Raw genomic sequence first — 7904 nt, 5'->3', positions numbered from 1 at the left:
TTATAAGCATGTGCTTTGCATGAAAATCAACTACATTAGACTGTCTATCTGAAAGTTCTATATCATCTATAAAGTTATAGTTTTTCTTTTTCTGCCATCGCTTAACAACTTTAATGCAAAAATTATCAAACTCTTTGAGAATTTCATTCTGATTATCTTGCATTAAAATCACTTCCTTTCTTGCTACAAATTGCTTCATAAGGACACATACTACAATTATTTTTGCTTATTTTAAAATTTTCAATATCTCCAGTAAGTTTTTTAATAAGATGCTCCGCCTCTATCTGTTTCTTTTTAAAAGATTTATTGGCATTACCATCACTATATTTACTTCTTAGCATTTGTATGTTTTTATAATTCTTAGGAAAATTAACATCTTCGAAATTATACCCCTCATCAATATCCTGTTTCATGCTTGTAGCAATTAAATTGGATTTTATTGTATTATTCCACTGCGGAAATAACGGAAATAGAAATTTTTCTACATCATATCTTGAAGTTGCTGATTCAAATAATCTTCCTATATTAGAAAAATATAGTCTTTGATGAAAATCATTTTTATAAACCGAATGACTTTCAACTATGCTAGAGTAATAAAATTTATTTGGACAAACATCTAAGTCTAACCATGCCATAGGAGATATTTTTCGAAACTTATCACTATTTAGCTCTTCATCTGACCATTTATAATCTTCAAACTGCTCTTTTTCATTCTCTTCAATTTCTACAAAATCAAAAATTGCATATAGCTCTTTCAAGCGTCTGTAAAAGTAGGTTTCTTGATCAAAAGTTTCCATTCCATCTATCCAGCTAAAATTAATCTCTCCTTTAAAAAAAGCCATCATCATGCTGATATAATATCTTGGCATTTTTTTCAGATTTTCTTGTGATAAGATTGCAACTTCTAATCCTTTTGAAAGTACTTCTTTCTTTAACTTATCTTCCACCTTTTCTATTTCTTTTTTTAAATAATCAAATGAAAAATGCTTTGATTCAATATTTCTATTGGATAAGAAACTTTCATAAGCTTTTACTGACAAATCAACTAAATGTATTTTCTGAGTTCCATTTACAACGATACCTTCAATTTGATCGAATTCTTTAAATCTATTCTCATCATGTTCATCTATTTCCTTGTTAGTTATTGGCGATAGCAATATCTGTATGAGTTCACCCATCTCTTTAATTTCTATTTCTTGTAACCTTTCATCTATACTCAATTTCAGATTTTCTTCAAACTTTTGTTTATTTTCTTCTGATATTAGATCGTTATTAAGTATCATTTCTCTTAGCATCTCTATATGTTTTTCTACATCTATCAAGTTGTAATTCGGGATTAAATTTTCTATAGTTTTCTCAAATTTCTCAACTAGTTTCATAAATTGCTTAAATGTGATTTTATATCTAGAATTGTCCGCATAGGACAAAAACTTAAATGGATTTGATAAAAGTTTCTTTGTCTTGTTTTTTGCTTTAGATTTTGCTTCTTCGTCAAATTTATTTGAAAAAGTTTGCAATAATTCAAGACTATTTAATCTATCTTTGATTTCCGTAAATGATTTTATTCCATCCATATAAGTTCTCAAATCAGACAAGAAACCAATTGCATCCTTTCCTGATATAACTCTGTTGCTTTCTTTAAAAGTTATCATTCCAGATATCATGCAGCGACAAAAATTCTCATAACTTATTAAAAATTTCTTTCCCTCTTCATCCCAGCTTCCAGTATATATTCCTTTAAAAAACTTTCCGATTGAACTATCAAATATACTATGATCTTTGTCCTTTACTCCAACGACATCATATCCAAAACTTTGATTAGTATTATTTCCATCAAATGCAATATACTCTCTAACATGCTTATAGTATCTAAATGTTTCTTTATCAGGAATATTGTCATAATAACTTAGTACATCAATTTTAAATTTATCAACGTTTTCTATATATTTTTCTAGTTTATTCTTATCTGATTCTTGCAATAATTTATTTGCTTTCAAATAAGTTTTAAACTCCAATGGATGACTAAATTCATGCATTCCTATTCGCTTTTTATTATCTTTATCACGGCTACCATTTTTCAAATAATTTATGTATGAACAAGAAGATAATTCTTTGTATCCATCCATTGTTTCACTGCTGTCTATCTCCTTTTCAATAATCTCACGATATATATTTTCCCAAGGTTCTGTAATTGCTTTGTATTCATTATAAATTGGTATGCAAAAAATAAGTTTTATTTCTTTCCATAAAAGCCTTCTAAAAAGAACATACCTATTTATATTTACATAATTTATGTTATATAAATAAATACAATCAATTTTTTCTATATAATTTTTTACTAACTTATTCCCATTAATCTTTTTAGTAGCATCATTTAGATTTTTAATCATTTCATCATTTCTTAATCTTGTAAATGTATTTAGACTTTTTACTATAGTGTCTTTTGCAAATTCATTAAACAAATTTATAAGCTCAATTGTATATGGATCACTTTCACTTTTGTCATCCAATTTTTCTATACCTATTTCTATCAAATCTCTAAACGCATCTGTTATTGAGTCTATATCTTTTTTTAAAATATTTCTATAATCTTCACTTTTGCTTTTATCAATTAAATCTCTTACACAAATTTTCAGTTTCAGTATTGAAATTGGATCATACCACTCTTTATATATTGATTTTTTGAAAATATCGTATGTCCAAATTCTATTTTTATATTCTCTAGTTCTATTCTTCAAATATGTCGTCAGTGCTGATGTACCTGCTATGTGAAGTTCATTTTCTTTAAAGTCAATGCTTCTAAAAAAACGATGCGGATTTTCATAAGTTATTATATTAAACATCCGAAGACTCCCTTTCTATAAGATCTGACCAATTTTTTATCTTTGAAACCCCTTCTAGTGAATCCTTCATACACACACTCAATGAATTCTTTGCCCTAGTCATACCAACATAAAGTACCCTAACTTCTTCCGCTATACTTTCTCTTTCTTCATCCTTTGACCGTTCTTTAAAATAATTATTGGAAAATTCATCATCGCCTCTTTTTATGTTCTTTATTTTATAACCCAATTTATTTCCATTTAAAACACACTCATAATTCTTATGAGTTACCATCGGTTCATATAAGTACGGTATTATTACATGGTCAAATTCAAGTCCTTTCGATTTATGAATAGTCATAGCAACTACATCAAATTCTTCATTTGAATCTGCACTCCGTTCCGACTCTGTTTTATCTGTCAATATTTTAATTTTCAAAAAATTTTCTATATCCATTATGGTTACTTCACTATCTAAAAATTCACTTTCGAGTATATACAATAATTGATACAAATTGCCCTTGTATCTTTTTAGTTCATATTCTCTTCTCTTGTTGTATTTTGAAGCAAATCTCACATGCGGCTTTAAATCTTGTATGATACAATATACCACCTCAAAAAATGGCTTATCTAAGAAATCTTCTCTGTACTTTTTGAACATTAAATAATCTGGTGATTCCCTCAAAACTCTTTTCATATAATCCGTATCTGCAGAATACTGACTTAAAACATATTTATAGCTAACTCCGCTTCCATACGAACTATTAAACAAAGCAACCTGAGCGCTATAACTTTGTTCGTAAATCATACCTTGTATCAGTGCGTAAAAATCTTTTACCGCTTTAGTTCTGTAAAATTCTCCATCTATATCAATTTTGTATTTCAAATCTGTTTTTTCAAGTATTTTTTCAAGTTTTTCTAGCTGATCATTTGTTCTAACCAATATCGCAGTACTATGGTTTCCTTCTTCTTCCTCATTCTTCTTGCTTTTCTTTGCTTCTTCCTCTGCTTCTTTCTTTTCCTTTAGCCCTTCAATGTTTTCAAGCAAACCCTTTTCAAGACCAGCGTCTGTATTATAATTAATTATGTGAAATCCATCTACTCCTTTATCTTTTCCGTTTCTTGTAGGAGTCAAACAATCGGTTTCATCAAACTTGAAATAGGCTAACCATTGATTATTATCTTTCGCCTTTATGCTAAGAAACATTTGATTCAACTTATTCAATAAAACATCTACGCTTCTATAATTCTTATGCAATATAATAGTTTCTGTTTTTCTATCGTTCTTACCTAATCTATTTTCCCATTTTTCAAATGCTCCATGATCGGCACCTCTAAATCTATATATACTTTGTTTTTCATCTCCAACAACAAAGGTTTTTATCCCAAGTGAATTTGCAAATGCTGCCACAAAATTCAACTGTATATCATCAGTATCTTGAAATTCATCAATCATTATATATTCAAAATCAAACTTCTTCGAACTCTCTTTTGAGCACTTTATTTTATCCAAATTTTTTATCAAATCATTTACTTCTAGTGAATTATCTATATATTTTTTATTTTGTAATTTCATATTCAAATCTATTAGTATGTCTTTGATAAAGTTACTAAACCCTCTTTCGAAGCCATAGTCCTTGCCAAAATCTATTCTTGATATATCTAGACCTCTGTTATCAATATAATTCTGTATATATATAAAAGCATCTATCACCTTATATAAAGGCAGATTACAATCTTCTATGATACTTTTATATTGTTCTTGGTTTTCCATGCGATATTTATGTATACTATTCTCTATAAGTCTTTTCTTGTCGTATTTGTAACTCCTAATACTTATATCTTTTGAATATCCGAGTTCATAGTAAACTTTATCAAGCAAATGCTTGCTAAAAGAATGAATAGTTCTTATTTTTATATCTGATATATTTTCGATGAAGTCCAAATATTTACTCTTTTTTGTATTCTCAAAATAAGCTTTGAGTTTTTTTATTAGCTTATTTTTCATTTGTACCGTTGCTTCATTAGTAAATGTAAGCATTACTATCTTTTTTAAATCCAAATCCGGTTTCATGTGAATCAAATACAATATTCGATCTATCAATACTTTAGTTTTTCCCGTCCCTGCGCCAGCTTTTATTATAATATCGCTGTTTAAGTCCATATGTTCCGCTTTAAACTGCTCTATGTTGAATTCAATTTTCCCAAGAATTTCTTCATGCTTTTTTTCTATTCTGATTCCATCTTCTATGTTGAATTCAAAAAAATTCCCATTTAAATAGTATATTCTCAAAAATCCATTTTCTTTAAGTCGTTCAATATATTCTTCTTCCTTCTTTCCAATATAGCTCTCAATGTTAGTACTGGGTATAATAAGCGTAATTTTTATTCCGTCTTCAATTAATTTAAATACTTCTTCAACCAATTTCCTGTCTACTTTTTTTCTAGCCATAATGCATGAATATTTCATTTTTAATATCATCTCCTATGGATATAATCAGTATTCGCCTCTACTCCGCATCCCCATAATACCCCACCAAATCCTCTTCCATCTTCCTTCTAAGTCTCTCCATACCACCATTTTCAACCAAATCATCCCAAATTCTATGATGAATGGCGATTTTAGCTAAATCTTTATCGTGGTATAGAAATCTCTTTCTTTCAAACTTTTCAAATGGATTTGATAGCATGCTTGTCTTCATCTTTTTTCTATCTCTTACATAGTCGATGTCATTGTATGGGCTATTTTCTCTATCTACTTGTAGACCTTGTAAATGTCTCTGTTCGTAGTACTCTATATATCTTTCCAAGAGTTCTTTTACATCTACATCCCCAGTTTCATTTACTTTGTCCAAAAATGCCAATTTGAAATACATTTTGTAGCTAAATGTGTAGTCTCCTTTTTCGATAAATTCCCAAAAATCATCTACTATTGTCTCTTCTGTGTGTTCTTTTAAGTTCTTCTCTTCTCTAATTTTCGATACTTGATCTGGATGGAATAGTGAGAGTTTTCCTCTTCCCATTGGTATAGTAACACTCGGCTCTATTTGATTTTTTCTAATCCAGTTATTAACAGTGCCAGTTGATACAAATAATGCTCTTGCAAGTTCTTCTGTACTCAAATAATCTTCGTAATATTGTTGCATCGTAAATACATCAAATGGTGCTAGCTTTACAAGGCTTTCGTGTATTGTATCTAATACGACCAATTCATCTGTAGATCCACCTGTGTTTATCAAATCTCCAAACATTTTGTAAGTGTCTATGCCTAGAAGAGAATGAACTGACCAAGGTCTATTGCTCACGCTTCCATATGAACCGTAGTTATCAACTATATCTACTACATATAGCGCTTCTTTTCCCTCACATTTTCTAGTTCCTCGTCCAAGTTGCTGTGTGTAAAGTACTTTTGACAATGTAGGTCTAGCCATTACTATTACTGACGTATGAGGTGCATCCCATCCCTCTGTAAGTAGACTGCACGTGCAAAGAAATTGTATATCTTTGTTCATGTATTTATCGATTTTCTCTACTCTCTTTTTATCTTTTCCATCTATAGATTCTGCATTTATTCCCCTTGCTCTCATGATTTTTGCCATTTCTTTTGCATGTGCTACACTTACGCAAAATACCAATCCGCTCTTTCCTTTGAGTCTGTCACAAAAGTATGTTTTTACCACATCTGCTATAAGTTCGTTTCTTGATGGTATTTTTATACTCTTTTCTAATTGGCTAAATATATAGTCTTTTCCATTAAATTTGACTGATGAAAGGTCTATATTTGTCTCTAGTCTATAAGCTCTAATCCTAGCTAATATGCCTTTTTCTATGGCTTCTTTTAAACTAAGTTTTGTATTATATGCTCCGAACACTTCTTCTAGTTTTTTCTCATCCAATCGCTCATCTGTTGCTGTAAGTCCTAGAAGAAACTTAGGCTTATAGTGATGAAGTATTTTTCTAATAACTGGCGCAGCTCCATGATGTGCTTCGTCTATCACGATATAGTCGTAAAAATCTTTTTCGTGATTGTAATATTCACGACTAGCTTTTGCATAAGTCTTTACTACGGTAAATGTGTCTAGTGCGGCATTTTGGCTGAGTACCTCTTCCCACTGATTTACTAAATCTAAACTCGGTACTAAAACTAGCGCTCTAAAATCACTATTTTTCACGTAAAACTCTCTCAAATCCTCTATGGCAACTGTGGTCTTTCCTGTACCCGTTGGCAACACAACTAGAGCGGATTCTACGCCTGCTTCTCTATCGTTTTTTAGCTGATATAAATACTCTTCTTGGTGTTCGTATAATTTAAATTCTCTCTGTTCTTTCACATAATCTTGTCTATGATATTTTGAAATATCTCCTACAAATTCTAGTATTTCATCAACTATACGGTCTTTGTACTGCATACTCTCTGTATCCCATCTGTATATAATTCCATCTTGCTCAACTACTGAATTTTGCTTAAATAACATCTTTCTATATCTTTTCTCGCCGATGATATTTGGATGGTGATAGCTAACTCCATTTTCCTCTATCGCTATCCATGTTCCATCTTTATTGAATAGTGCGTAGTCTATATAGGCTGTTTTTCCGTTTTTCAGTACTATACTGTATTCTCTCTGTAGATACTTATATCCAGATGCTCCGTACGCTCTTTCAAAACATTCTTCGAATAGATATTCTAAAGGACTTGGATCTATGCTGTGCTTCTCTCTATCCATTGTCTTTCCTGTATCATAGTCGACATCCCCACCATTTAAAAATGTTTTTAGTGTCTCTATCTCTTTTAGCTGTTGTTTTTCGTCATCACTATCTAGTATTCTATAAACTCTCTTGTATTTTTTGACCCACTCATTTTGCTTTTGACAATATCGTTTATAAGAAAAAGGCGCACAACAAATCTCCACTGCATCAACAACTACCAACACACCGGATTTCTCGTACGCCTCAGATAACAATATATCTTCATATGTAAATTTTTCTTTCCTTGTATACCCCATTTCCCCAAGATACTGCTTCACTAACATCGCTTGACTCCCCTAAAATTCAACTTCTAGTCACGATTTCTATAAATGTCTT

The 7904-nt window shown here is 30.5% G+C and carries 3 protein-coding genes; all 3 read right to left on the bottom strand.

The window, feature by feature from the left end; translation table 11 throughout:
- Positions 1 to 152: 152 nt before the first annotated feature.
- Genes N4A40_08400 through N4A40_08390 form a run of 3 tightly spaced genes read right to left on the bottom strand, consistent with a single transcriptional unit; the run spans position 153 to position 7852 of the window.
- On the bottom strand, positions 153 to 2843 hold the full coding sequence (locus tag N4A40_08400; GenBank protein MCT4661865.1) for a hypothetical protein: 2691 nt from the start codon (positions 2841 to 2843) through the stop codon (positions 153 to 155).
- Positions 2836 to 5274, bottom strand: coding sequence for an ATP-dependent helicase (locus N4A40_08395; protein ID MCT4661864.1), 2439 nt, complete (start codon positions 5272 to 5274; stop codon positions 2836 to 2838). Before N4A40_08395 ends, N4A40_08400 begins: the two co-directional genes overlap by 8 nt.
- Positions 5275 to 5332: 58 nt before the next feature.
- Positions 5333 to 7852 carry a DEAD/DEAH box helicase gene (locus N4A40_08390; GenBank protein ID MCT4661863.1) on the bottom strand — a complete coding sequence of 840 codons (2520 nt, stop codon included), beginning with the start codon at positions 7850 to 7852 and terminating at the stop codon, positions 5333 to 5335.
- Between the last annotated feature and the right edge of the window lie 52 nt (positions 7853 to 7904).

It is taken from the genome of Tissierellales bacterium, assembly GCA_025210965.1.
Classification (GTDB): domain Bacteria; phylum Bacillota; class Clostridia; order Tissierellales; family JAOAQY01; genus JAOAQY01.
Note: the sequence above shows the minus strand (reverse complement) of the source record. Positions and strands in the feature narration are given on the sequence as shown.

Bases quoted from the DNA above. Each gene is read 5' to 3' on its own strand.
- N4A40_08390 (MCT4661863.1), bottom strand. From the start codon at position 7,852: ATGTTAGTGAAGCAGTATCTTGGGGAAATGGGGTATACAAGGAAAGAA.
- N4A40_08395 (MCT4661864.1), bottom strand. From the start codon at position 5,274: ATGGCTAGAAAAAAAGTAGACAGGAAATTGGTTGAAGAAGTATTTAAA.
- N4A40_08400 (MCT4661865.1), bottom strand. From the start codon at position 2,843: ATGTTTAATATAATAACTTATGAAAATCCGCATCGTTTTTTTAGAAGC.